This window comes from Polaromonas sp. P1_E3 (assembly GCF_056405935.1).
The window spans coordinates 1-606 of the sequence record NZ_JBFUBD010000820.1 but is presented as its reverse complement, the minus strand read 5'-3'; the positions used below and the strand labels follow the sequence as shown (position 1 = coordinate 606).

Sequence of the window (606 nt, the reverse complement as noted above, 5' to 3'; positions counted from 1 at the left end):
CAAATGACTTGGCCGATCTGGATATTTTCTCCACACTGCCGCCGTCATAGCCGTAGCGTGCGAAGACGCGGGTCGCCGCGCGCAGGATATTGTCGCGCGTGGTCTGTGCGGCTTGCTCCCGAATGCCGGGTCGCTTGGCTGGAACGCGTTTGGCTGTTGCGATGCGCGGTTTGATGATTCCGGCCGTCTTGGCTGTCATGTAGTGGTACCCAGTCGCGGTTTATGCATGATCAAGCGAGGGTTGGGAAACGGCATTTCCGTTGCGATGCAGTGAGTTGAAAGCTGGCCCGGCCACCTTTATTGCTCGGCAAAAGCGCGTTCGATTACGAAATCGCCCGGCTTGGAGGTATTGCCTTCGACGAAGCCCTTGCCTTCCAGCATGTGCTTGAGGTCCTTGAGCATGGCAGGGCTGCCGCAGATCATGACGCGGTCATTTGCCGGATTCAGCGCCGGCAGCTTCAGGTCGGCCAGCATCTTCCCGCTTTCGATCAGGTCAGTAACCCGGCCCATGTTGCGGTACGCTTCGCGCGTCACGGTGGGGTAGTACAGCAACTGCCTGGAGATCAATTCGCCGAGAAACTCATGCTGGGGCAGATGGTCCACCAC

At 58.9% G+C, this 606-nt stretch carries 1 protein-coding gene and 1 pseudogene; both read right to left on the bottom strand.

Going from position 1 to position 606, the window contains the following annotated elements; genetic code table 11:
- Positions 1 to 199, bottom strand: a pseudogene (locus tag AC1D0Z_RS23735) (TetR family transcriptional regulator); the annotation flags it as partial.
- A gap of 98 nt (positions 200 to 297) precedes the next feature.
- On the bottom strand, positions 298 to 606 hold a 309-nt coding region (locus AC1D0Z_RS23730), incomplete at its 5' end, for a ferredoxin reductase domain-containing protein (RefSeq protein WP_477660564.1).